Here is a 22,716-nt window from a genome sequence, read left to right on the forward strand (position 1 = left end):
GCGACTCCCGCTACTCGTCCTCGTACCCGATCTCGTCGATCGCGCGCCGCTCGCCGTCCGAATCGTCGTTCGCGTACTTGTAGACGACCCCGTCTTCCTCGTCCGCCGTCGCCATGTGGGACCCGTCACAGAGCGACTTCGAGTCCGACAGGCCGCACCGACAGACGTAGATGAGGCCGTCGTCGCCCTTGTCGTCGTCGTCGAGAATCTCCGGACCCCGCTCCTCGTGCGTGACTTCGCGCGCCATGGTCGCGATTCGGCTCCCACTCGAATACGGCTTGTGACCGCCGCAACCCCCTTGCCCGTGGGGTCCGTATCGGTGGTATGAGCGAGACCGACGAGCGGGATCCGAGCGATCTGACGGACGAGGAGTGGCGCGAGCGGCTCTCCGACGAGGAGTACCGCGTGCTCCGCGAGAGCGGCACGGAGGCGAAGTTCTCCGGCGAGTACGTCGACCACCACCCCGACGACGGGGAGTACCGCTGTCGCGCCTGCGGCACCGTCCTCTTCGACGCCGAGACGAAGTACGAGTCCGGCTGCGGGTGGCCGGCCTTCTACGCCGCCGAGGAGGACTCAGTGACGACGACGATAGACACGAGCCACGGGATGCGCCGCACCGAAGTCCGGTGCGCGAACTGCGACTCCCACCTCGGGCACGTGTTCGACGACGGCCCGGAGCCGACCGGGAAGCGCTTCTGTATCAACTCGGTCGCGATGGAGTACGACGAGGAGTAGCCGGGGCGGGAGGAGGCGAGACCGGCGCGGCCGTCAGCGTCGCCGTCAGGACTCACACAGCGGGAGCCTGACGACGAAGACGGCGCCTTCCGGGTCGTTGTCCTCGACCCACACGTCGCCGTCGTAGATCTCGACGAGCGAGCGCACGAGGTACAGCCCGATCCCCGCGCCCGGGCTGTCGAGCCCCTTCTCCCCCTTGCCGAATATCTCGTCGCGCTGGTCCTCGGGGACGCCCGGCCCGTTGTCGGCGACTCGGACCTCGGCGACGCCCGCGGCCTCATCGACGGACGCGGACACCGTCACCTTCGGCGGCGTCTTGTCGTTGTGTTGGACCGCGTTCCGCAGGAGGTTGCGGAACACGGAGCTCAGCATCTCGTCGCCGACGACCGCGACCTCGGGGAACGACCCCTCGACGGTGAAGACGGCCTCCGAGTACCCCGAGCGGACCTCCTCGACCTGCTGTGAGAGGACGCGGTCGAGGGCGATGCGACTCGGCTCGACGTCCTCGCGGAGCATCACCTCCGCGAGGTCCCGGACCGTCGTCGTGAGCGAGACGGCGCTCTGGGTGTTCCGCTTGATCACGTCCAGGTACTTCTCGCCCTCCTCGTCGACGTGGTCGTCGAGCAGTTCGGCGTAGGCCCCGACGAGCTGGAGGTCGTTGCGGATGTCGTGGCGCATCACCTGGTTCAGCAGCTGTAAGTCGTCGCGCTGGCGCTTGAGCCGCTCTTCCGGGTCCTGATCGCGGGGGGCCTCGACCGCCCCGTCGCCGTCCACGTCGGCGTTCGCCTCCTCGCTCATACCGGACGCTACGGACCCTCGTCGCTTTTACATACCGATCCGGAGGGGTACGCTCCGACGATGGGTTACATCCCCTCGTCGAGTAGCTCGCGGGCGACGATGTTCTTCTGGATCTCCGTGGTGCCCTCGTAGATCTGGGTGATCTTCGCGTCGCGGTAGAGCCGCTCGACGTCGTGGTCGTTGACGAAGCCGGCGCCGCCGTGGACCTGGACCGCCTCGTCGGCGACCTCGACCGCGGTCCGCGAGGCGAACTCCTTGGCCATCGACGCGAGCGCGGTGAGGTCGCCGGCCTCGTTGTCGACCGCCCACGCCGAGCGGTAGGTGAGCCAGCGCGCGGCCTCGGTGTTGGTGTGCATCTCCGCGAGCTTGTGTTTGATCGCCTGGAAGTCGGAGATGGAGCGCCCGAACTGCTCGCGCTCCTCGGCGTACTCCAGCGCCCGCTCGGCGGCGCCGCGGGCGATGCCGACGCCCTGCGCGGCGACCGCGGTGCGGGTCTCGTCGAAGAACTGCATGAGCTGTAAAAAGCCCATCCCGCGCTGGCCGATGAGGTTCTCCTCGGGGACGCGCACGTCGTCGAAGCGCAGCTCGGCGGTGTCGCTCGCGCGGATCCCGAGCTTGCCGGTGATCTTGTCGCGGGTGAGCCCGTCGCGGTCGCCCTCGACGAGGATCTGCGAGTAGCCCGAGTAGCGGTCGTCGATGTCCGGGTCCGTCTCGCAGACGACGACGAAGTAGTCCGCGACGGTGCCGTTCGTGATCCACATCTTCGAGCCGTTGATCACCCACTCGTCGCCGTCCTTCTCCGCACGGGTGGCGACGCTGGTCACGTCCGAGCCCGCCTGCGGCTCCGAGATGGCCGAGCCCATCACCGCGTCGCCCGCGGTCACCTCGGGGAGGACACGTTCCTTCTGTTCCTCCGTGCCGAACTCCATGAGCGCCTCCGCCCCGAAGCCGGCGCTGGAGATACAGAGCCCGATGCCGGGGTCGGCCGCGAACAGCTCCTCGGTGAGGATGGCGTTCTCCAGCGACGAGTAGCCGATCCCGCCGTACTCGACCGGGACGTGCGGCGCGAGCAGCCCCATGTCGGCCGCCTTGTCCATGATCTCGTGCGGGTACGACTCCTCGACGTCGTACTCGGTCGCGACCGGTCGGATCTCCTCGTCGGCGAACTTCCGGACCTCCTCGCGCAGCTGCTTCTGCTCGTCGGTTAGCTGGAACTCCATACGCGGTCCATCAGGATCGAGCGTGATAATCGTTGGCGAACGTGGAACAATCCGCGAGGAGTTGTTCGTTTACGCGGCTCGCGGTGCGGCGGCGGGGGACGGCTCAGTACTCGCGCTCCTCGCGCACCTCGTAGTGGCGCGCGCGGTCGTCCCAGCGCGCGAGGACCTCGCGGGCCGCCGGCGGGACGTGCGCCTCCCGGAACTCCTCGCCGGCGAACCGCTTCACCGACTCGATCGAGTCGAATCGGAGAACCGTGACGAACTCGACCTCGTCGCCGTCGACCTCGTCGCCGTCGCCCTCGCGGCGGAGCACGCGCGCGCCGCGGTAGCCGTCGTTGTCCGCGTCGGCGAAGCCGGGTAGGATCTCCTCGCGGAGCAGCCGCTCGTACTCGTCCGCGTCCGCCCGCGCCGTCCAGCCGTGCCAGATCCGGTCGATCATCGCCCTCGGAGGAGCCCCGTCATCGACTCTCGACGAACGCGGCGATCCGGTCCGTCGCCTCCTTCAGCTCGCGCATCGAGGTCGCGTACGAGACGCGCAGGTGCCCCTCTCCGCCCTCGCCGAAGACGGACCCCGGGACGACGGCGACGCCCTGGGCGTCGAGCAGCTCCTCGGCGAAGGCCTCGTCGTCGCCGCCGCACTCGGGGAACGCGTAGAAGGCGCCGCCCGGTTCGAACGTGTCCAGGCCCATCTCGTTGAACCGCGAGACGACCAGCCGCCGCCGGCGGTTGTACTCCTCGACCATCTCCGTCACCTCGTCGTCGCAGCGGTCCAAGGCCTCGATCGCGGCGTACTGCGGCGTCGTCGGCGCCGAGAGCATCGTGTACTGGTGGATCCGGTTCATCGCGTCGATCGCCTCCGCGGGACCGAGCGCGTACCCGAGACGGAGCCCCGTCATCGCGTACGCCTTCGAGAAGCCGTTGACGACGACGGTGCGCTCGCGCATCCCCGGCTGGGTGGCGATCGAGGCGTGGTCGGTCCCGTAGGTGAGCGCGGCGTATATCTCGTCGGCGACGACGCGGAGGTCGTTGTCCCGACAGAACGCCGCCACCTCGGCGAGCTGTTCGTCGGTCATCGTCGCGCCGGTCGGGTTGTTCGGGTAACAGAGCACGAGCAGGTCGGCGTCGGCGGCGCCCGCCGCCTCTAGCGACTCCCGGGTGAGCGCGAAGTCGTCCGCGGCGCGCGTCGGGACCGTCAGCTGCTCGCCGCCCGCCAGCTCGATCCCCGGGCCGTAGGAGATGTACGTCGGCTCGTGGACCGCGACGGTGTCGCCGGGGTCGACCAGCGCCCGGAAGGCGAGGTCGACCGCCTCGCTCGCGCCGGTCGTGACGAGCACCTCCGACTCGGGCTCGTACGACTGGTCGTAGCGCTCGTGGTGCGCGGCGATCCGCTCGCGGAGCGCGGCCATCCCGCGGTTCGCGGTGTAGGAGGTCTTCCCCCGCTCCAGCGAGTCGATCGCGGCGGTGCGGGCGGCCCACGGCGCCGAGAAGTCGGGCTCGCCGACCCCCAGCGAGATGACGTCGTCGCGCGCCTCCGCGAGCTCGAAGAACTTCCGGATCCCCGACTCCGGGAGGGTGCGCGCGCGGTCCGACAGCCTCATGGCGACACGGAGAGGCGGTCGTCGTCGTCGCCGTCCTCGAACCGGATCCCGCCGTCCTTGTACGTCTCCATGATGTAGTGGGTCACCGTCTGGGTGACCTCCGGCATCGGCGCGACCTGCTCGGAGATGAACTCGGAGACGTCTTGCATCGTCTCGCCGAGCACCTCGACGGCGAAGTCGTAGTCGCCGGAGACGAGGTGTAAGGCGTCGACCGCGGGGAACTTCGCGATCCGGTCGGCCACCTGCTCGTACCCCGTCTCGCGGTCGAGCTCGACGTTGATCTCGACGACGGCGCGGATCTTCCCCTCCTCGACGCGGTCCCAGTCGACCACGGCCTGATAGCCGTGGACGACGTTGTCCGCCTCCAGCGCGTCGATCGCGTCCGCTACCGCCGCCGCGTCGAGGCCCGTCTGGGCCGCGATGTCGTCGATGTCCTCGCGGGCGTTCCGCGCCAACACGTCGAGTACCTCGCGCTCGGCGTCCATACCCGACGATCGCGCGGGGGCGGTTTATGAGTAGCGACGGACGCAACACGGGCGAGCCCCCGGGGCGGCTCCGGGCGCCGTCACGGCGCGTCCGCTTCCGGCACCCTCACCGATTTCCGCGTGGCACGCGAACCGCCGTCCATGGCTTCAGACACCACCGGCAGGAGCGAGACGTTCGACATCGGCGGCGAGCTCACGGTCAACCGGCTCGGCTTCGGCGCGATGCGGATCACCGGCGAGGACATCATCGGGCGCCCCGACGACGAGGAGGCGGCGAAGGACGTGCTCCGGCGGGCGGTCGACCGCGGCGTCGACTTCGTCGACACCGCCGACTCCTACGGGCCGGGCGTCTCCGAGCGGCTGATCGGCGAGGCGCTCGGCGACCCCGACGACGTGGTGGTCGCCTCGAAGGCCGGCCTGCTCCGCAACCGCGAGGGCGAGTGGCTCCCCCACGGCGACCCGGACTTCCTGAAGAACCAGGTGCTGTGTAGCCTCGACCGCCTGGGCACCGACACGATCGACCTCTACCAGTACCACCGGCCGGACCCGGACACCGACTTCGAGGAGTCGGTCCACGCGTTCGCCGAGATGAAGGACGCGGGGCAGGTCGCGCACGTCGGCCTCTCGAACGTCACCGTCGAGCAGCTCGAGACGGCGCTGGACATCGTCGACGTCGCCACCGTCCAGAACCGCTACAACGTCGGGCACCGCGACGACGAGGACGTGCTGGCCGCCTGCGAGGACCACGGCGTCGGGTTCATCCCGTGGGGCCCGATGTACGCGGTCGACGACGACGAGGCCGGCGACGTGCTCGCCGAGGTCGCCGAGCGGCGGGACGCGACCCCGCAGCAGGTGTCGCTCGCGTGGCTGCTCGACCACTCCGACGTTACGCTGCCGATCCCGGGCACGTCGAGCGTCGAACACCTCGAATCGAACCTCGGAGCCGCCGACCTGTCGCTGACCGACGAGGACCGCGCGGCGCTGAACGCCGTCGACCCGCAGTAAGCGCCGACCCCCCTCCCCGTCGCTCACTCGACCGTCTCGATCCCGGCCATTTCGGCGACCTTCAGCGCGGTCGCGACGTTGAACGCGAGCCCGAGCGGCGCGGCGACGACCGCGGCCGCGACCGCCCCGCCCGGACCGGCGTGCGCGAGGAGGCTCACGGGGACCGAACAGACGGCCGTGACGACCGCGACGGCGAGGAAGAACCCGAGCGGTCGGTGGTCGTCGACGAGCGCCCGGGCTCGCCGCGCCGCCGATGCGATGCCTCGGTCCTCCAGCGCGAGGACGTAGACGGTCGGGAAGTACAGGTACGAGACGACGAGCGCGGCGAGGACGGCGGCCACGAACAGCGGCGGGAAGAGGAGGAGCGGCAGGAAGAGGGCGCCGAGCGCGGCGACGACGAACGCTTCGAGGAGGACGAACCGGACGCCGAACCGGCGGACGGCCGCGGCGAAGTCGTACCGGCCGGTCGTGATCGCGGCCGCGACGCTCCCGAAGTAGCCCGCGCTGAGCGCGCCGGAGACGACGACGTACGCGCCGAGCACGGGGACGAGGAGCGGCAGCGGGTCGAGCGACCCGAACGGGAGCGACACCGTCACCCCGCCGCCGCGGGGCGCGTCGACGAAGCTCCAGAGGTCGTACCGGTACACCGGGAACGACGCGCGCAGGGAGAATCCGGTCGACCGACCCGTCGCGACGATGTCCCAAGCGCGCAACAGCGCCGTCGCGAGCGGAACCAGCGCGAGCGGGAGCAGCCGGGGGAGCCGCGAGGCGACGCGCTCGACGAGCGTGTCCGGCGGGTCGGGGGCGGCGGGACCGCTGGAGGGCTGCGACATACCGACGACTGGGCGTCGGGGAACTGAAAACGGCTTCGGCGCGGGCCGACGGAGACGGCGGCCGGGCTACTCGTCGAACGGGTTCGTCAGCTCGACCGTCTCCTCGCGGTCCGGCCCGACGCCGACGGCGTAGACCGGGGTGTCGATCTCGTCCGCGACGAACTCCAGGTACTCGCGGGCGGCCTCGGGGAGGGCGTCGTAGCCCGCCTCTGCGACCGCGGCCGAGTCGAACTCCTCCCACGTGTCGAGCGTCTCGTAGATCGGCTCGCACCGCTCCCACCGGTCGGTGGTGGTCGGCACGGTGTCGGTCTCCTCGCCGTCGATCTCGTAGCCCGTACAGACCTTCAGCTCGTCGAGCCCGGCGAGCACGTCGACGTGGTTGACGGCGACGCCGGTGAACCCGGAGACGCGCGCCGAGTGGCGGAGCATCGGGAGGTCGAGCCAGCCGATCCGGCGCGGGCGCCCGGTGACGGTGCCGAACTCGCCGCCCTTCTCCCTGATCTCGTCGGCGAGGGCCTCCTCGTCGGCGTCGCCGTCGAGCTCCGTCGGCAGCGGTCCCTCGCCGACGCGCGAGAGGTACGCCTTGACGATGCCGACGACCTCGCCGTCGCCCACCGTCGTGACGCCCACGCCGGAGCCGACCGCGGCGGCGCCGGCGGTCGGGTTCGAGGAGGTGACGAAGGGGTAGTTCCCGTGGTCCACGTCGATGTGGGTCCCCTGCGCGCCCTCGAAGACGATCGCGTCACCCGCCTCGCGGCGGCGGTGGAGGTAGTCGGAGCAGTTGACGGTCATCCCCTCGTCGGCGAGGCGCTCGCCGATCGCGGCGAACTCCTCGTGGAGCGCGTCGACGTCGAAGGCCTCGGCGCGGTTGTCGTCGTCGAGGTCGAGCCCGTACACGTCCTCGACGAGCGCGCGCTTCTGCGGCACGACGTAGTCGAGCTTCTGTCGGAGCGCGTCGGGGTCGAGCAGGTCCGCGACCCGGATCCCGCGCCGGCCGGCCTTGTCCTCGTAGGTCGGGCCGATGCCGCGCCCGGTCGTGCCGACCTCGTCGCCGGCGTCGTCGTCGGCCTTCACCTCCTCCTCGATGCCGTCGAGCACGCGGTGGTACGGCATGATGACGTGCGCCCGGCGAGCCACGCGCACGTCCGGGTCGAGCCCCCGCTCGCGCAGGTCGTCGATCTCGGTGAACAGCGTGCGCGGGTTGACGACGCAGCCGTTGCCCAAGACTCCGACCGTTCCCCGGACCGCGCCGCTGGGAACCAAGGAGAGCTTGTACTCCGCGCCGCCTTCGACGACGGTGTGGCCGGCGTTGTCGCCGCCCTGATAACGGACTACGACGTCCGCGTCCCCTCCCCACCGGTCGACGAGGGCGCCCTTGCCCTCGTCGCCGAGTTGGGAGCCGACGATGGTGAGTGTCATACGACCTGCCGATTCCCCTCGGGGGGTAAAACAGATTACGGTCTGCGACCGCGAGACCACCACGGTCGTGGATCGAAAAATCCCTTCGTCAGATCGAATGCGCTCGTTCGTGTATTCACTTCTCGCTCCGTCCGCGATCGGGGTCGCCGTTCGCGCCCGGACCGTGCGTGTCCTCCGCAGCCGCGCCGCGATCGAACACGTTAACTACTCCCACGTGAAAGCGTGCGATCTGAGCGGGCGTCCCCGGCCGCCGACAGCAACTTTTAAACGGGGGCATGACGAGTTAACATGTGCCATGATAGATCGACTAGAGAAGGAGGTAGACATGCTGGAACGTCACCTCCAGGTCCTGCGGATGGTCATCGAGAACGAGCCGATCGGCATCGTGAAGATGTCGAACGAGACCGGCTACCCGCACCACAAGGTCCGGTACTCGCTTCGCGTCCTCGAGGAGGAGAACCTCATCGAGCCGTCCAGTCAGGGCGCCATCACCACGGAGCGCACCCACGAGTTCGTCGACGAGCTCGACGAGACGGTCGACAAGCTCGGCTCCATGCGGATCGACGACGCCGCCGAACTCGAGAACTGATCGGAACTTCGATTTCGCCCGCCGACGCACCTGCCGCGTTTCCGTTCTCCGCGAACTAGCCAGACAGGGTCCCCGCGACTACAGGTCGGGGACCGTCATGTGGAACCCGCCGTCGCGCGCCTCCACGAGACACAGGTGGTACCCCTGCTTGCGCGAGAGCTTCACGAAGCTCGCGCGCTTCGACCGGCTGAACAGGCCCCCGCCGACCGCGTCGCTCGCGGTCTCTAAGGCCCCCGGCTCGAAGAAGCTCTCCGTCACCGCGAACGCCCCCGCGAACGTCTCGTTCGACGCCGCGATGTCGCGCCCGTTCTCGACGAGCGACTCCAGCGTCCCCTCCGCGGTGGGGTCCCGGCTGTCGTTCAGGTCCGCGACGAACAGCGGGTGGCCCATCCGGTCGCGCAACACGAGGTCGAACGCCCGCTGCTCGCGGGTCTCCTCGCCGCCCTCCCGGATCGCGATCGACACCGTTCCGCCGATCTCGGCGCGGTCGATCTCGGGGAGCGCGTCGTAGAGGTCGCGGAGCGTCCCCTCGTTGCCGGTTCCGCGGACCTCGAACGGGAGGTCCTCGACGAGCCAGCGGGTGAACCCGTACTCGATGGTGTCTTCGAGGAACTCCTCGAACGGTCGGCCGTCGACCGCGAGGCCGTCGGTCTCGAAGCTCGTGTGGTGTTCGACCCGGAGGTTCTCGCGGAGCGCGTCCCGGTCGGCGGCGCCCTCGTGGGCGTCGGCGAGCGTCGCGCCCTCCTTCGAGTCGTACCTGATGAACAGGTTGGTCCCGTTGCGCGCCTCGCCCGGCGTGAGCGTCCGCTCCGCGTCCGGGAGCCGCTCCCTGGCGTTCGACAGCTCGTCGCGGAGCCGGTCGCGCTCCTCCCGGAGGTCTTCGACCTCGGATTCGAGCCGGTCGACCGCCTCGGCCAACTCGTCGCGCTCCGACTGTATCTCGTCGCGCTCGGCCGCCAGCCGGTTGCGCTCGTCGGCGAGCGACTGCCGCTCCTCCTCGGTCTCTTCTAAGGCCGCCTCGAGCTTCCGCACCCGATCGGGGTCGGCGTCGGTCGCCGCCTCGCGCTTCGACACCGCCGACGGCGTCGACGACGGCGTCTCGGTGGCGCGCGGCGAGGGCGAGCCGCCGTTCGCGTCCGACCCGCTCCGCCCGGTCCGGGCGCGGTCGTCAGCAGAGCGGGAGCGCTGCGCCGACGCCCCGCGCCGCTCTCCACCCGCTCGCGGCTCGCCGCCCGCCTCGGAGGGGTCGAGCGCCGGGATCGACTTCTGTTCCCGCCACTCGGCCTCCTCCGAGAACACGTCCTCGGAGTCCGGGGCGTCGCCGTCCGCGGCGCCCGCGTCCGACGCGGCCGCGCCGTCGGAATCGGCCTGCGTCCGTCGCGTCCGGTCGGCGCCCGCCGCGCCGTCGGCGTCGCGACCGTCCGAGTCAGCGTCGCCGATCCGGACGGCGTCGGACGCCGGCCCGTCCGTCTCGTCGGTCCCGTCGCTCGGGTCCGCGTCGTCGCGGTCGCTCTCCGCGGCCCGTACGTCGACGCCGGCCGGTTCGTCCGAGCGGTCCGCCGGGGACGGCCCGTCTTCCCGCCCGGCGCCGTCGCCGGGCTCGCCCGGGGTTTCGGGCCCGTCGGCGGGCTCGTCGGTCTCGACATCGGGAGCGGCCCCGGGGGCCGCCCGCTCGTCGCTCGCTGCGTCGGCCTCGTCGCTCGCTGCGTCGCTCGCCGGGTCGGATCCGGCGGCCGCGGTCGACTCGGCGGCCGCGCCGGAATCGCCCGCGTCGTCGCCGTCCGGGAGCGGCCGGACGTCGAGGTCGACCTCGTAGACCGTGTAGATCCCGACCTCGTCGGCGGCGAGGTCGAACGCGTCGTCGCCCGTCTCCAGCCGCCGGGCGTTGCCGACGTACGCCGCCGCCATCGACTCGCCGCCGGTGTAGGCGACGTAGTAGTCGCCGGAGAGGACGTTCTCCGAGAGCTCGATGTACCCGGTGAATCCCCCCTGCGAGAGCTTGCGGTCGGCCTCGTCCAACGGCGTGTCCTTGGTGTAGTACTTCGCCCGCGGCTCGCCGCCGAGCTCCTGCATGGCGAAGAGCACGGGGAGCGCGTCGTCCGGGGCCCGGTAGACGGTCCCGGAGGCGTCGGCAAAGGCGTCGAGCGTCGCGTCGACGACGCCGACGACGCGCCCGTCGACGAGGAACAGCCACCCGACCCCGTCGGTCGCCGCCCCCGAGAACCCGTCGTCGACGATCCGCCGGAGCCCTGCGAACCCGTCGGAGAACGAGCGGTCGTCCCACTCGGCGATCGCTTCCCGTCGCTGTGCGTCCATCCTTGCGTTTACGTCGCCAGCACCGACTCAAATACCTTCCGGAGCGTGAGACGGCCGTCTGACGCCGCGCGCGGCGGTCCGAACCGCTCGACGGCGGGCGAGACCACCCGGCGCGACGCCGGGCCTGATCAGTCGGCGCCGACGGCGGCGATCGCCTCGCGGCCGAGGTCGACCACGTCGTCCGGGAGATCGCTCGCCGCCAGCTCCGCGGGGGTGTACCAGCGCCAGCGCGCCGGGTCGACCTCGTCGTCGCCGTCGGGGGCGATCTCCCGCGAGTCGACGCGGGCGTAGTAGAGGTGGTCGACGTGCTGGTGCCCCACGGACCCGTCCTCGTGGACGTTGATGTCGTGGAGCATGAGGTGGGCCGGCTCCGGGAGCCCCCGGGTGTTCGGGCCCGTGATCGCGGACTCCGTCGCGACCAGCTCGGGGGTCAGCCCCGTCTCCTCGCGGACCTCGCGCCGCGCGGCCTCGTGGGGCAGCTCGTCGCGGTCGACGTGCCCCCCGGGCGGCAGCGTGATCCCCAGTCGCTCGTGCTCGTGAAGGGCGGTCGCCCCGTCGTTGACGATGTAGGTCGTCGCCGTGAAGTGGCGAGTCGTCTCCATGGTCCCGGGTGACGGCGCGTCGCCTTCGCGGTTTCGGCTCCCGGCGGGGACCGACGCCCGTTCCGGCGACGCGAACGCCTTTGGGAGTCCGGCGTGACCGCGAGGTATGCCACCGATCAACGCGGACGAGCTGTCGTGGACGACGCCCGACGCGGACGACGCCGCGTGGCGACGGAAGCAACTGGGCGCGGCCGCGGGCGGCGCGGACCTCGGCTGTAGCCTCTACGAGCTGCCGCCCGGGGAGCGCTCGTGGCCGTATCACTACCACGCGGCCAACGAGGAGGCGCTGTACGTCCTCGGGGGCGAGGGGACGCTGCGGCTCGACGGCGAGTCGTACCCGCTCCGCCCGGGCGAGTACGCCGCGTTCCCCGCCGACGAGCCGGGCGCGCACCGGGTCGTCAACGACGGGGACGAGGTCCTCCGCTACCTCGTCGTCTCGACGATGCGCGAGCCCGACGTGACCGTGTACCCGGACTCGGAGAAGTTCGGCGTGTACGTCGGCGCGCCGCCCGGCTGCGACGCCGAGCGGTCGCTGTCGGGGTACTACCGGATCGCCGACGACGTGGAGTACTGGGACGGCGAAGAAAGCGGTTGACCCCGCGAGCGACCTTCGAACGCGGCGGCGACCGGCCGCGGCGCGTCAGTTCAGCGCGACGGAGTCCTCGGCTTCGAGGAGCTCGTGGTAGCGGTTCCGGATGGTGACCTCGCTGATGTTCGCGACCTCGCTGACCTCGCTCTGGGTCACCTTCTCGTTGACGAGCAGCGAGGCGGCGTAGACGGCGGCCGCGGCGAGCCCGACCGGCGACTTCCCGGAGTGGATCCCCTGTTCCTTCGCCGTGTCGAGCAGGCTGCGGGCCCGGCGCTCGGCCTCGTCGGAGAGGCCGAGGTCCGAGGCGAACCGCGGGACGTAGCTCTCGGGGTCGGCCGGCTGGATCTCCAGCTTCAGCTCGCGGACGACGTAGCGGTACGTCCGGGCGATCTCGTCCTTCTCGACCCGGGAGACGCCCGCGATCTCGTCGAGGCTGCGCGGCGTCCCCGCCTGCCGGGCGGCGGCGTACAGCGAGGCGGTGGAGACGCCCTCGATGGAGCGGCCGGGCAGCAGGTCCTCGTCGAGCGCGCGGCGGTAGATGACCGACGCGGTCTCGCGGACGTTGTCCGGGAGCCCGAGCGCGCTCGCCATCCGGTCGATCTCGCCGAGCGCCTGCTTGAGGTTGCGCTCCTTGGAGTCGCGGGTGCGGAAGCGCTCGTTCCACGTCCGCAGCCGCTGCATCTTCTCGCGCTGGCGGCTGGACAGCGACTTGCCGTAGGCGTCTTTGTCCTGCCAGCCGATGTTCGTCGAGAGCCCCTTGTCGTGCATCATGTTCGTCGTCGGGGCGCCGACGCGCGACTTGTTGTCCTTCTCTTTGGAGTCGAACGCGCGCCACTCCGGCCCGCGGTCGATCTCGTCCTCCTCGACGACGAGCCCGCAGTCGACGCAGACGGTCTCGCCGTGTTCCGTGTCGGTCGCTAACTGCCCGCCGCACTCGGGGCACCGCAGCTCCTCGTCCTCGGTTGCCGACTCGGTCTGGCTCTCGTCGTCGACGGTCTCGGTCGTGTACGTTCGAAGGTTCTCGCTCATTGGTTTGGTGCGTGGAGGGAACAACGAAACCGAGAGACGGGTCTCGGTGTTTTCCTCACCTTCGGGTAAGTGACCGACGCACTTAAATGTTCGCGTGTCTGGCGTCGCGGAGACACGGCCGAAAACAGCGTGTAGAACCCTGTACAATTCGGAATTCTCGACGGAGGAGACCGACCCACGCAGAGAGGGATCTCGACGGCGCGAGAACGGAAGTTAGTATATAGGCGTTTCGCGAGCCGAGGGCGCTCATCGAGGCGGCCGGCCCGCCGGTCACTCCCCGGTCGCGACTGTCGCGGCCGCGCCGGCGAGGTAGCCGAGGGTCACGCCCAGTCCGGTCACCAGCGCGAGGGTCAGAGCGAGGTCGGGGCCCGCGGTGACGCCGGCCGCCTCCGACACCGGTACGCCGTCGCCGTCGGAGATCGGTGCCGTCCCGTCGGTCGCGTGCCGAGTGAGCGGCACGCGAGAGACCCACCACAGCGCGAGCATCGCCGGGAGGTACCCCAGCGTCGCGCTCACGCCGGTCACGGCGCCGGCGAGCGGATCGTCGATACCGAGGTACCGGACGGCGGTCGCGGCGCCGAGACCGAAGCAGAGGGGGACGAAACGGAGCGGCCACAGCGCCGCGTCCGACTGTATCAGCGGGTGCCCGAAGACGACGAGGTTCGACAGCCCCGGTCCCGTTCGCATCCGGATCCAATGGGCGTCGAAGAGGAACCAGATCGACCCCTCGACCGCCGAGATCGGTCCGCCGACCATCCACCGAGCGACTGCCGAGTCCCCCGGAGGCACGCCGGCGAGCGCGAGTCCGACCCGCGTGAGCCCCAGTCCGAGCAGCGCCGCGCCGGCCCCGGAGGCGACGGCGACGCGGAGCCACCCCGGCGGGAGCGAGGCCAGCGATCCGACCGTCGTTCGGCCGTCGGTCGCCATCTCGCCCCGGCCTTCCCGAGCGAGCGGGATATGCTTTCTCACGGGCCGCGTGCGGGACGGCGATCGGTTCCGCGAGGACAACCGCTTTGGGCGTCGCGCGAGCAGCACGCGTATGAACCGAACGCGGCTCGACGACCGCCTCGCGGACCTCGACACCGACGGCTACCTCCTCGACGCCTCGCAGGAGGACGCCAACCAGCTGTACCTCTCCGGGTTCACCGGCCCCGACCCGTTCCTCACCCTGTACGCCGACGGCGAGGTCCACGTCCTCGTCAGCGGGCTGGAGTACGGCCGCGCGACGACGGAGGCGGCGGCCGACACCGTCGAACGCCACGCGGACTACGACTACGAGTACGGCGGCCGCGAGGAGCGCAACGACATGTACGCGGAGTTCGTCCGCGACAAGGGCGTCGAGTCCGTCTCGATGCCGCCGCGCGGCCCGGTCGGCACCGCGGACGCCCTCCGCGAGCGCGGGATCGAGGTCGCGGTCGACGCGGACGACCGGCTCCAGGCGGTCCGCGCGGTGAAGACCGACGAGGAGATAGACGCGATCCGCGACGCGCAGGAGGCGAACGAGGCCGCGATGCGGGCCGCCGAGGAGCTGATCGCCGGCGCCGACGTGGCGGGCGAGGACGACGACGCGGAGGCGGGCGTCCTGCTCCGCGACGGCGAGCCGCTCACCAGCGAGCGCGTGACCGAGGAGATAGAGGTGACGCTGCTGCGCCACGGCTGCGCGCTCGACGAGACGATCGTGGCCGGGGGCGCGCAGGCCGCCGACCCCCACGACCGCGGCTCCGGGCCCCTCCGCGCGAATGAGGCGATCATCGTCGACATCTTCCCGCGCTCGAAGGCGACGAAGTACAACGCCGACATGACGCGGACGTTCTGCGTCGGCGAGCCGAGCGACGCGCTCCGCGAGTGGTACGACCTCACCGAGCGCGCGCTGGAGGCCGCGCTGGACGCGGTCGAGCCGGGCGCCACGGGCGAGGAGGTCCATGCCGCCGCCTGCGAGGTGTACGAAGAGGCGGGCGAGCCGACGTTCCGCACGGACCCCGAGACGGAGACCGGATTCATCCACTCGACCGGGCACGGGATCGGCCTCGACGTCCACGAGTCGCCGCGGCTCGCGAGCGGCGGCGAGGAGCTGGAGCCGGGCCACGTGATCACCGTCGAGCCCGGGCTCTACGACCCCGCGGTCGGCGGCGTCCGGATCGAGGACCTCGTCGTCGTCACCGAGGACGGGTACGAGAACCTCACCGACTACCCGATCGAGTTCGTCGCCGAGTGAACCGCTGCGGGGCGCCGGGGGGCGCCCGGGACCGCCGTCGGCGGCGCGGTGCCGCGCGACACCCGGCCCGTCTGACCGCGATCGGAAGCCGCTTTGACCCGTACCCGGTACGGCGACCGTGAACTGGCGGTACGAACACACGGCGCTCGCGCTCTGTACGCTCGCGTTCACCGGGACGATGGTGGCGCGGCTGGTCGTCAGCCCGCTCGTCCCGGAGATCACGGCCCGGTTCGGCGTGACGAACGGCACCGTCGGGCTCGCCTTGAGCGGGATGTGGCTCACCTACGCGCTGGCGCAGTTCCCCTCCGGCGTCCTCGGCGACCGCTACGGCGAGCGCCGCGTCATCCTCGCCGCGGTCGGCGCCACCGCGGTCGCCTCCGTCCTCCTCGCCGCGTCGCCCTCGATGCTCGCCTTCGGCCTGTTCGCGGCCGCGCTCGGCGTCGGCGCGGGGCTCCACTACTCGGTCGCGACGACGTTCCTCACGCGGCAGTTCGACGACACCGGCCGCGCCATCGGCGTCCACGTCGCCGGCGGCCCGCTCGCGGGGCTCGCCGCGCCGCCCGCCGCCGCGCTCGTCGGCTCGCGGTACGGCTGGCGCGCCGGCGTGCTCCTCGGCGCCGCGGTCGCGGTGCCCGTCTTCGTCCTGTTCGCGTGGCGGGTCCGGCCGACCGAACCCCTGCGGCCGGACCAGCCGATGGGTGAGCGGTTCGCCGTCGGCCCGCTCGCCGAACTGCTCTCGCGGCCGCGAATCCTCTACACGACCGCGCTCGCGACGATGGGGGCGTTCACGTGGCAGGCGACCGCTTCCTTCCTCCCGACGTTCCTCGAAGTGGGGACCGGCCTGTCGAGCGCGCTGTCGGCGCTTCTGTTCTCCGTGTACTTCCTCGTCCACGGCGGCACCCAGCCGGTGACCGGCTCGGTGTCCGACCGGATCGGACGCGACGCCACGGCGATGGTGACGATGGGCGCGGGCGTCGTCGGCTACGGGACGCTCGTCGCGGCCGCGACGCTCGACTTGGGCCTCCTCGTGTCGGTCCCGGCCGTGGGCCTCGTCGGCCTCGCGATGTCGTGGGGCGCGCCGATCCAGTCGCGGTTCATGGACCTGCTGTCCGACGCCGAGCGGGGCGCCGGCTTCGGACTCGTCCGGACCGCCTACATGGTGACGGGCGCCTCCGGCAGCGTCGTCGTCGGCGCCGTCTCGGACGCCGCGGGGTGGCCCGTCGCGTTCGGACTGCTCGCCGGCGTGATGGCGCTGGGGCTGGCGACGCTGTCGGCGAACCGGCTGCTGGGGCTGGGGTACTGAACGGTCCGGAGTCGCGCCGTGAGTCACTCGAACGTCGGGAGTCGCTCCACGTAGCCCTCGTCGCGGGCCGCTTGCGTCAGGGAGCGGACGACCTCGAACTTCGCCTCGGTGTACGCCGCCATGTCGCCGCCGTGCTCCGCCGCGGCGTCGCGTTTGACCCGAGCGTACTCCGCGCGCGCCCTCGGATGGTCGGTCAGGTACTCACGGAACAGCAGCATCGGTCGCCACTGGTCCGCCTCGACGGTGTGCATTCGCACGGCGACGACGGCGTTCGACTCCCGCCTGACGGCGACGACCGTGTCCTCTGCGTCGTGCTCGCGCTCGAACCCCGCCGCGGCGAGCCCCTCAGCGGCGGCGCGCATCCCGTCGCCGTCTGCGTATATCGGCATGACATCCAGCACTGGCTTGCCCGGGACGCCGGGGATGGCGGTGCTCCCGACGTGGAACACGTCGAGCAGTCGGTCGTCCGAGGCGGCCTCGACGCGGTCCCGTGCCGACTCGTAGCGGTCGTCCCACTGCGGGTCTTGGAGGAGGGAGACTCCGTCCTCTTTCGGATCCATCGCTCGCGGCTATCCGCTCCGTCCGGAAAATAATGTCGGAATATTTGAAATTACTCTTTTCTTACTATTTCTCACGGCGGTCTCTTAATCGTTCTGGCGGAGTCGTCGGTGCGGTAGGCGGGCCGGCCGTTGAGCGCGCTCGCGGAGCCGGGGCTGGGCGGCGCGAGCGACGCTGCGGAGAAAGCGCGGCGGGTCCCAGGGCGGCGGGGAGAGCGCGCCCGTTACAGCCGATCGTCCTCGATGCTGCCCGGGTCCTCCGCGGTGTCGAACATGTTGTTCTCGGCGCCGTCGAGCATCTCGTCGCGGGGCTCCTCGTCGACCACGCTCACGTTGTACGCCTCGATACCGGACGCGATGAGGTCCTCCGCGGCCTGCTCCTCGGAGACGAACTCCTCGTCCGCCAGCTGCTGAAACTCCGCGTACACGTCGTCCGAGAGGTTCAGCTCGAAAGTGGGCATACCCCTCGTTCCGACCGGACACTTTTAAATTGTTCCCTCGTTGCGTGACGTGTCCGCGGAGGGGGATCACAGTTACCGACGCCGGCGAAACGGTGATCGAGGCGTCCGACGGCGGCCGTCGGATCCGCCGCGATGCCGTCGACGCCGTCCGCGCCCGGGCGCAGGACCTGCGCTCGGAGGCGGCCGAGAGCGGCTGAGGGCCGACCGGCCGCGGCGGCCCGAACATCTGCGGGGTCAAGGGTACCCCGACGGAGTGACAGGCTGCGAGTATGCCCGGCTTCCCGTCGCCCTTCGGCTCCGACGACGAGGACCTGTTCGACGGCTACGACGAGTTCGAGCCGGACCACCTCCCGCGACCGGGGGCGTTCCTCGACGGCCACGACGTGCTCGCGGGGGCGGACCACCTCGCGTTCCACCGGCTCACCCGCGAGTGCTTCGAGGAGCGGAAAGTGTACGACATGACGTTCGACTACAACCTCGCCCGGCTGAACCTCGACACGCGCCACGGGGACGCCGGGTTCCGCTACGCCGTCGAGCGCGGCGACGCACCGGACGCGGTCGACGGGAGCGAGGTCGACCGGGTCCTCCGCGCGGAGTTCACGCCGACGACCGCGTTCTGCCCGCAGACGCACACGCTGACCGTCGGGGCCTTCCGGGCGTGGAACGGGCTCGCCGACCGGCACGAGTACGACCTCGTCCGGGTCCGCGCCGCCGCATCGCATAACCAGAGCGAGGCGGTGAACAACCGGCTCGCGGCGCTGGAGGAGGCGTACCTGGAGACGGGCGACGTGGAGGTCGATCCGGAGGATGGCGTCGGGGTCGAGTCGACACCGATGGGCGGGACGGGTGGCGCTGGCGCCGGGGGACGCTCGACCGACGCACCGTTCTGAGCGCCCGTCGCGGGGCCGGTTACAGGTCCCGCCAGGCGCCGAGGAACCGCTGGACCGCGGTGAGGTGTCCGACCGCGGCGAACAGCGCGAGCAGCAGGCCGACGACGTTCAGTCCGGCGACGATCGGCGCCGAGTAGACCGCGGCGACGACGCCGACGATCCCGGCGAGAGCGAGGCGGTCGGCCCGGCCGAGGAGCCCGCCGTACTCGCGGCCGATGCCGACCGCCTGGATCTGCGTGCCGAGGTAGGAGGTGAGGAGGACGCCGGTGACGGCGGCGAAGCCGAGCGCGTACGCCTCGACGCCCGCCGTGAGTCCGGCGATGATCGCCACGTCGGCGTAGCGGTCGAGGACGTGGTCGAGGAAGTCGCCGCCGTCGGAGGCGACCCCCTGGTGGCGCGCGAGCGCGCCGTCGACGACGTCGAGCCAGCCGTTGAGGAGGACGAGCAGCGCGCCGGCCGCGTACAGGGGCGCCGACCCGACGGCGAAGGCGGCGGCGGCCCCCACCGCGACGAGGAAGGCGATCACGCTCACCTGGTCTGGCGAGAGGCCGAGCCTGTCGGCCGCCGACACCCACGGGCCGAGCAGGCGGTCCGCCACGGAGCGGTACTGGTCGAGGGTCATCTACCGTCTCGACGCTCGCGGCCGGCTCATATATAATCGATGAAGTCCACGGTGCCGGCGCTCGGCTCGCGCTCGCCCTCGACCGCCGCGCGGATCGCGTCGGCGACCGCCTCGGGGTCGCGGTCGGTGGCGTCGACCTCGTAGACGTTCTCCGCGCCGTGTTCCGCCACGGCCTCCGAGAGGATCACGTCGAGCGCCTCGCTCTCGGCGTTCTCCGCGGCGGTCTCGGGGGACTCGCCGCGCTCGACGAGGCGGGACTCGACCGCCTCCGGGTGACAGCGCAACACGACGACGCGGTCGGCGTCGAACCGGTGCGCGAGGTGGGAGTCGAGGACACCGCTCCAGTCGCCGAGGTGCTCGCGGACCGCGTCGAGGTCGGCGACGAGGGTGTCGCGGTCGGCGTCGCGCTCGGTCCAGAGGTCGTCGTCCGACTTGATCCGCTCGTTGAGGTGTATCACGTCGTACTCGTCCGCCAGCAGCGCCGTCGCGGTCGACTTGCCGGTCCCCGGGGTTCCAGTGACGGCGACGCGGTCTGCGCGGCCGCGGCCCGCGGTCGCCTCTTCAGATTCGGACGCCTCAGTCACGCGCGGACACCGAGTTCGAGGTCGGCCAGCACGTCGTTGAGCAGGGCGACCGCCTCGCGGGTCTCCTCGCGCGTCCCCGTGGAGACGCGGACGTGTTCCGGGAGCCCGAACGAGGTACAGTCGCGGATGATGACGCCGCGCTCCTGGGCCGCCTCGGCGACGCGCTCGCCGTCGCCGACCGCGGCGAGGACGAAGTTGCCGGCGGAGTCGACGGTGGGGGCGTCCAGCTCGTCGGCGATGTACTTGCGGGCCCAGCGCGCGGACTCGACCGACCGTTCGACGTGCTCCTCGTCGTCGAGCGCGGCGAGCGCGGCGCGGCAGGCCAGCTCGTTGGCCGCGAACGGGGTGTTGACCCGGGCGTACGCCTCGCCCCACGCCTCGGGGACGACGCTGTAGCCGATCCGGAGCCCGGCGAGGCCGTACGCCTTCGAGAAGGTGCGGAGGACCGCCACGTCGTCGCGCTCGTCGGCGAGCGGGATCGCGCTGTCCACGTCGGCGAACTCCCCGTACGCCTCGTCGACGACGACGAGCGTCTCCTCGGCGGTCGCGTCGGCGATCGCCTCGGCCTCGTCGAGCGCGATCGTCGACCCGGAGGGGTTGTGCGGGGAGGTGAGGTAGACGATCCGCTCGCCGCCGTAGGCGGACAGCACCGTCTCGGCGTCCTGCGCGAAGCCGTCGGCCGGGGAGAGCTCGTACTCCGTCACCTCGCCGTGGTGGTACCGCGACGACATCGCGTAGTAGGCGAAGCCGGGGCTCGGGACCAGCACCTCGTCGCCGGGCTCTAAGGCGGCCCGCGAGAGGTAGTCGATCGAGCCGTCGGCGCCGGGCGAGACCCACACCTGCTCGTCGTCGACGCCCCACTTCTCGGCGATCTTCGCGGTGAGGTCGGTGTGCGAGGACTTCGGGTACTGGTTCACCCGGTCGGCGTGCTCGCGGATCGCCTCGACGGCCGCCGGGCTCGGCCCGTGCGGGTTCTCGTTCGAGGAGAGCTTGATGAGGTCGTCGGGGTCGAGCCCGCGCTCGCGGGCGACCTCCTCGACGCCCCGCCCGGGCACGTACGGCGAGTGATCGGAGAGATCCCGTGGTTCCATGTCACCGATTCGGGGACCGGCGGGCTTAAGCGTGGTCTTGGCGGTCGAGGGCTCGCGACGGGGCCGCCCCGCCGTTCACGACGAGTGGCCGTCGGCGAACCGCCGCTCGGCCTCGGCGACCACGTCGGGTCGCCCCGCGAACTCGACGACGACGGTCTCGCTCCCGTAGTCGACGCCCGCGACCACGCCGCGGTCGTACGCCCACGAGAGCGCGGCTTGCGCGGCGCCGCCGTTGGGCGCCTCGACCGTCGCGGTCGCCGTCGGCAGCGCGTCGGCCACCGCGTCGGCGAGGTCGGCGAGCCCCGTCTCGTCGCGGACGCTGACCGGAATCGGTGACCGGAGCGCGTCGACGACGGGGGCGTCCCGGGGGTCCAGGTCGGCGACCGCGCCCTCGTAGGCCGCGACCGCGGCCGCGAGCCCGTCCGCCCCGACCTCATCCGCCTTCGACAGCACGGGGATCACGGGGCCGTCGGTCGCCTCGATCGCCGACAGCGACGCCGTGAGCTTCCGGCGGAGGTCGGCCGGGTCGTCGCTCGCGTCGACGACGAGCAGCGCGCAGTCGGCCCCCCGGATCGCGTCGATCGTCGTCCGGAACGAGCGCACCGCCTCGTGGGGGAGCCCGTCGAGGAAGCCGACGGTGTCGGTGACGAGGACCCGCCGCCCGCCGACCGTCGCGCGGCGCGTCGTCGTCGAGAGCGTCTCGAACGGCCGGTCCGCGACCGCGAGCAGGCCGTCGCCCTCGGCCGGGTCGCCCTCGGCGTCGGTGCGGTCGGCGTCAAGAGTCCCCGGCTCGTCCCCGAATTCGGGGTCGTCGACCTCGTCCGCGAGCCGGCGGGCCAGCGTCGACTTCCCGGCGTTGGTGTACCCCGCGAGCGCGACGAGGTCGAACCCGGCGTCGCGGCGCTCCGCCCGTCTGGCCGCCCGGTCGTCGGCGATCTCGTCGAGCGCGCGCTCGGCCGACTCGATCCGCTTCTCGACGTCGAGCACGCGGCTGTCGCCCTCCGGCTGGAGGCACACGTCCTCGCTCGCGTCGCGGGCGACCGCCTCGCGGAGCCGGGGCAGCTCGTAGCGCAGGCGCGCCAGCTCCAGCTGGCGGTCGGCCGCGCGCGAGTCGGCGGCGTCGGCGAACAGCTCCAACACGAGGCGCGGGCGGTCGATCACCGCGGTCCCGGGCGGCAACAGGTCGCCGAGAGAGAACGTCTGTCCCGGCGACAGGCCCCCGTCGTAGATCACCGCCTCGGCGTCGGTCTCGGCGGCGAGCCGCATCAGCGCCTCGGCCTTCCCGCGGCCGAGGTCGTAGGTCGGGTCCTCGCGGCGCCGCTGGGTGACCTCGCCGACGACCGCGTAGCCGGCCGCGGCGGCGAGGTCCCGGATCTCAGCCGTGTCAGGCGGCTCGCCCTCGGAGCGGGCAGCGACGACGGCGGGGGTCGCGCCCGGGTCTGCGGGGTCGAGGGGAGAGAGGTCGGTGTCGCCGGGGCGAGCGTCGGAGGTATCGGCGGCGGCGTCGGTTTCGATCGATTCGGCTGTCTCGTTCGTCGTGGCGTCGTCTCGTGACATTCGGTCGGGCGCTCGCGTCGACCCGGAGAGGGGAGCGTCTCGCGCTCCGGTCGCGGTGCTGCGGCGCGGGCGACCGACCCCGATTCGCGGACGGGGCGGTCGATCGCGCCGCGGCGGTACCGTCATGAACCGGCGACGAACGAACTGGTCTCCATACCTCCGACTCCGGGGCCTCGCACATAAGCGTTCACCGGAAACGAGGTGTGGTACCGAGACGC

The 22,716-nt window shown here is 71.6% G+C and carries 25 protein-coding genes; 7 read left to right on the forward strand and 18 right to left on the reverse strand.

The genetic code is table 11. The features are described from left to right. Positions 1-10: 10 nt before the first annotated feature. Positions 11-247, reverse strand: coding sequence for a CDGSH iron-sulfur domain-containing protein (locus HPS36_RS14320; RefSeq protein ID WP_173230671.1), 237 nt, complete (start codon positions 245-247; stop codon positions 11-13). Positions 248-324: 77 nt separating this feature from the next. Here HPS36_RS14320 and msrB point away from each other — a divergent pair, with 77 nt between their 5' ends. After that, positions 325-735: a peptide-methionine (R)-S-oxide reductase MsrB gene (msrB, locus tag HPS36_RS14325; RefSeq protein WP_173230672.1), complete on the forward strand. Its 411-nt coding sequence runs from the start codon at positions 325-327 to the stop codon at positions 733-735. A 45-nt stretch (positions 736-780) separates the two neighbouring features. On the opposite strand, the gene HPS36_RS14330 is transcribed toward msrB, so the two are convergent. The 5 genes from HPS36_RS14330 to HPS36_RS14350 all read right to left on the reverse strand — a co-directional run bounded on the left by HPS36_RS14330 (position 781) and on the right by HPS36_RS14350 (position 4,836). Then, the gene (locus tag HPS36_RS14330) at positions 781-1,533 is read right to left on the reverse strand and encodes a sensor histidine kinase (RefSeq protein ID WP_173230673.1); all 753 of its coding nucleotides are present in this window, start codon (positions 1,531-1,533) and stop codon (positions 781-783) included. A 65-nt stretch (positions 1,534-1,598) separates the two neighbouring features. Further along, on the reverse strand, positions 1,599-2,753 hold the full coding sequence (locus tag HPS36_RS14335; protein WP_173230674.1) for an acyl-CoA dehydrogenase family protein: 1,155 nt from the start codon (positions 2,751-2,753) through the stop codon (positions 1,599-1,601). 103 nt (positions 2,754-2,856) lie between these two features. Next, positions 2,857-3,192 (reverse strand): antibiotic biosynthesis monooxygenase, encoded by a 336-nt coding sequence (locus HPS36_RS14340; RefSeq protein WP_173230675.1) that lies wholly within the window; start codon positions 3,190-3,192, stop codon positions 2,857-2,859. Between the two features lie 19 nt (positions 3,193-3,211). Next, positions 3,212-4,351: a pyridoxal phosphate-dependent aminotransferase gene (locus HPS36_RS14345; RefSeq protein WP_173230676.1), complete on the reverse strand. Its 1,140-nt coding sequence runs from the start codon at positions 4,349-4,351 to the stop codon at positions 3,212-3,214. Beyond that, entirely contained in the window at positions 4,348-4,836 is a 489-nt protein-coding gene (locus HPS36_RS14350) for an Lrp/AsnC family transcriptional regulator (RefSeq protein WP_053771215.1), read from the reverse strand. Before HPS36_RS14350 ends, HPS36_RS14345 begins: the two co-directional genes overlap by 4 nt. Before the next feature lie 141 nt (positions 4,837-4,977). Between HPS36_RS14350 and HPS36_RS14355 the strand changes: the two genes are divergently transcribed. Continuing rightward, a complete protein-coding gene (locus HPS36_RS14355; RefSeq protein WP_173230677.1) occupies positions 4,978-5,841 on the forward strand; it encodes an aldo/keto reductase in 864 nt (287 codons plus the stop codon). Between the two features lie 23 nt (positions 5,842-5,864). Here the strand turns inward: HPS36_RS14355 and HPS36_RS14360 are convergent, their stop codons facing one another. After that, entirely contained in the window at positions 5,865-6,674 is an 810-nt protein-coding gene (locus HPS36_RS14360; protein ID WP_173230678.1) for a hypothetical protein, read from the reverse strand. 66 nt (positions 6,675-6,740) lie between these two features. Beyond that, the gene (locus HPS36_RS14365; RefSeq protein ID WP_173230679.1) at positions 6,741-8,093 is read right to left on the reverse strand and encodes an adenylosuccinate synthase; all 1,353 of its coding nucleotides are present in this window, start codon (positions 8,091-8,093) and stop codon (positions 6,741-6,743) included. Between the two features lie 295 nt (positions 8,094-8,388). Between HPS36_RS14365 and HPS36_RS14370 the strand changes: the two genes are divergently transcribed. After that, positions 8,389-8,682: a hypothetical protein gene (locus tag HPS36_RS14370; protein ID WP_173230680.1), complete on the forward strand. Its 294-nt coding sequence runs from the start codon at positions 8,389-8,391 to the stop codon at positions 8,680-8,682. Positions 8,683-8,760: 78 nt separating this feature from the next. Here HPS36_RS14370 and HPS36_RS14375 read toward each other — a convergent pair whose 3' ends face one another. Both HPS36_RS14375 and HPS36_RS14380 read right to left on the reverse strand, forming a co-directional pair. Continuing rightward, the gene (locus HPS36_RS14375; RefSeq protein WP_173230681.1) at positions 8,761-10,998 is read right to left on the reverse strand and encodes a DUF7527 domain-containing protein; all 2,238 of its coding nucleotides are present in this window, start codon (positions 10,996-10,998) and stop codon (positions 8,761-8,763) included. 128 nt (positions 10,999-11,126) lie between these two features. Beyond that, entirely contained in the window at positions 11,127-11,600 is a 474-nt protein-coding gene (locus tag HPS36_RS14380) for an NUDIX hydrolase (RefSeq protein WP_173230682.1), read from the reverse strand. A 106-nt stretch (positions 11,601-11,706) separates the two neighbouring features. Between HPS36_RS14380 and HPS36_RS14385 the strand changes: the two genes are divergently transcribed. Then, the gene (locus HPS36_RS14385; RefSeq protein WP_173230683.1) at positions 11,707-12,195 is read left to right on the forward strand and encodes a cupin domain-containing protein; all 489 of its coding nucleotides are present in this window, start codon (positions 11,707-11,709) and stop codon (positions 12,193-12,195) included. Between the two features lie 45 nt (positions 12,196-12,240). Here HPS36_RS14385 and HPS36_RS14390 read toward each other — a convergent pair whose 3' ends face one another. Together HPS36_RS14390 and HPS36_RS14395 are read right to left on the reverse strand one after the other, a co-directional pair. Next, the gene (locus HPS36_RS14390; protein ID WP_121599379.1) at positions 12,241-13,218 is read right to left on the reverse strand and encodes a transcription initiation factor IIB; all 978 of its coding nucleotides are present in this window, start codon (positions 13,216-13,218) and stop codon (positions 12,241-12,243) included. Between the two features lie 270 nt (positions 13,219-13,488). Then, complete coding sequence (locus tag HPS36_RS14395; RefSeq protein ID WP_173230684.1) at positions 13,489-14,145, reverse strand: hypothetical protein; 657 nt, start codon at positions 14,143-14,145, stop codon at positions 13,489-13,491. A 112-nt stretch (positions 14,146-14,257) separates the two neighbouring features. Between HPS36_RS14395 and HPS36_RS14400 the strand changes: the two genes are divergently transcribed. Both HPS36_RS14400 and HPS36_RS14405 read left to right on the forward strand, forming a co-directional pair. Beyond that, positions 14,258-15,433, forward strand: a complete 1,176-nt coding sequence (locus tag HPS36_RS14400; RefSeq protein ID WP_173230685.1) for a M24 family metallopeptidase — start codon at positions 14,258-14,260, stop codon at positions 15,431-15,433. 118 nt (positions 15,434-15,551) lie between these two features. Then, the gene (locus HPS36_RS14405; protein ID WP_137715777.1) at positions 15,552-16,736 is read left to right on the forward strand and encodes an MFS transporter; all 1,185 of its coding nucleotides are present in this window, start codon (positions 15,552-15,554) and stop codon (positions 16,734-16,736) included. Between the two features lie 23 nt (positions 16,737-16,759). On the opposite strand, the gene HPS36_RS14410 is transcribed toward HPS36_RS14405, so the two are convergent. Further along, a complete protein-coding gene (locus HPS36_RS14410) occupies positions 16,760-17,296 on the reverse strand; it encodes a GrpB family protein (RefSeq protein ID WP_173230686.1) in 537 nt (178 codons plus the stop codon). 221 nt (positions 17,297-17,517) lie between these two features. Next, a complete protein-coding gene (locus HPS36_RS14415) occupies positions 17,518-17,754 on the reverse strand; it encodes a hypothetical protein (protein ID WP_053771204.1) in 237 nt (78 codons plus the stop codon). 269 nt (positions 17,755-18,023) lie between these two features. On the opposite strand from HPS36_RS14415, the gene HPS36_RS14420 reads away from it, so the two are divergent. Then, the gene (locus tag HPS36_RS14420; RefSeq protein ID WP_173230687.1) at positions 18,024-18,644 is read left to right on the forward strand and encodes a hypothetical protein; all 621 of its coding nucleotides are present in this window, start codon (positions 18,024-18,026) and stop codon (positions 18,642-18,644) included. Positions 18,645-18,663: 19 nt separating this feature from the next. Here HPS36_RS14420 and HPS36_RS14425 read toward each other — a convergent pair whose 3' ends face one another. The 4 genes from HPS36_RS14425 to HPS36_RS14440 all read right to left on the reverse strand — a co-directional run bounded on the left by HPS36_RS14425 (position 18,664) and on the right by HPS36_RS14440 (position 22,498). Then, positions 18,664-19,266, reverse strand: coding sequence for a CDP-alcohol phosphatidyltransferase family protein (locus tag HPS36_RS14425; protein WP_173230688.1), 603 nt, complete (start codon positions 19,264-19,266; stop codon positions 18,664-18,666). A gap of 26 nt (positions 19,267-19,292) precedes the next feature. After that, positions 19,293-19,850 (reverse strand): adenylate kinase family protein, encoded by a 558-nt coding sequence (locus tag HPS36_RS14430; protein WP_173230689.1) that lies wholly within the window; start codon positions 19,848-19,850, stop codon positions 19,293-19,295. Beyond that, the gene (gene hisC / locus HPS36_RS14435; RefSeq protein ID WP_173230690.1) at positions 19,847-20,941 is read right to left on the reverse strand and encodes a histidinol-phosphate transaminase; all 1,095 of its coding nucleotides are present in this window, start codon (positions 20,939-20,941) and stop codon (positions 19,847-19,849) included. The genes HPS36_RS14430 and hisC overlap by 4 nt, the downstream gene beginning before the upstream one ends. A 75-nt stretch (positions 20,942-21,016) precedes the next feature. Further along, entirely contained in the window at positions 21,017-22,498 is a 1,482-nt protein-coding gene (locus tag HPS36_RS14440) for an HflX-like GTP-binding protein (protein ID WP_173230691.1), read from the reverse strand. Positions 22,499-22,716 lie beyond the last annotated feature (218 nt).

The sequence above is a fragment of the Halorubrum salinarum genome, from assembly GCF_013267195.1.
GTDB lineage: Archaea > Halobacteriota > Halobacteria > Halobacteriales > Haloferacaceae > Halorubrum > Halorubrum salinarum.